The following is a 467-nucleotide window of genomic DNA, read 5'->3' on the forward strand; positions in this document are numbered from 1 at the left end:
GTTCAGCAGGCGGCGCACCGGCGGCCGCTTGGCGGGGGCGAACCCGACTGCCGACCAAGAGCCCGCCAGCCGGTCCGCCCGGTCGCGCAGCGCGATCAACCGCTCCAGCGCCTGTTCGGCCTCGCACCTGTCGCCCGTCACCGGATCGACATAGCGGCTGTAGGCGATCAGGGCGGCCGCGGCGACCTGTTCGATCGATCGCGCGACGCGGCGCCGCCCCGTCTGCACCGCATCGGTCGTCAGACCCCAGCCGGAATAGAAGGGCGCCCCGAAACACCGCACCGGCAGGCCGCGCAACAGGGCCTCGAACCCCAGGGCCGAGGTGACGCAATAGACCGCATCCACCGCCGCCAGCAGGTCGGCGGGCCGTACATCCGTATCGACCAAAGTGACGCCCGTCAGGTCCGTCACGCAGCCGCGTTTCTTGCCCGCCGCCACCGCCGGATGGCGTTTGACGATCAGTTGGG

The 467-nt window shown here is 71.3% G+C and carries 1 protein-coding gene; it reads right to left on the reverse strand.

Annotation, left to right across the window (positions count from 1 at the left end; all coding sequences use genetic code 11):
- Positions 1-467, reverse strand: a 467-nt coding sequence (locus JWG43_RS20760; RefSeq protein ID WP_205244322.1) for a capsular polysaccharide export protein, LipB/KpsS family, incomplete at both ends; no start/stop codon positions are given.

The sequence above is a fragment of the Desulfobulbus alkaliphilus genome (genome assembly GCF_016918545.1).
Taxonomy (GTDB): Bacteria; Desulfobacterota; Desulfobulbia; order Desulfobulbales; family Desulfobulbaceae; genus Desulfobulbus; species Desulfobulbus alkaliphilus.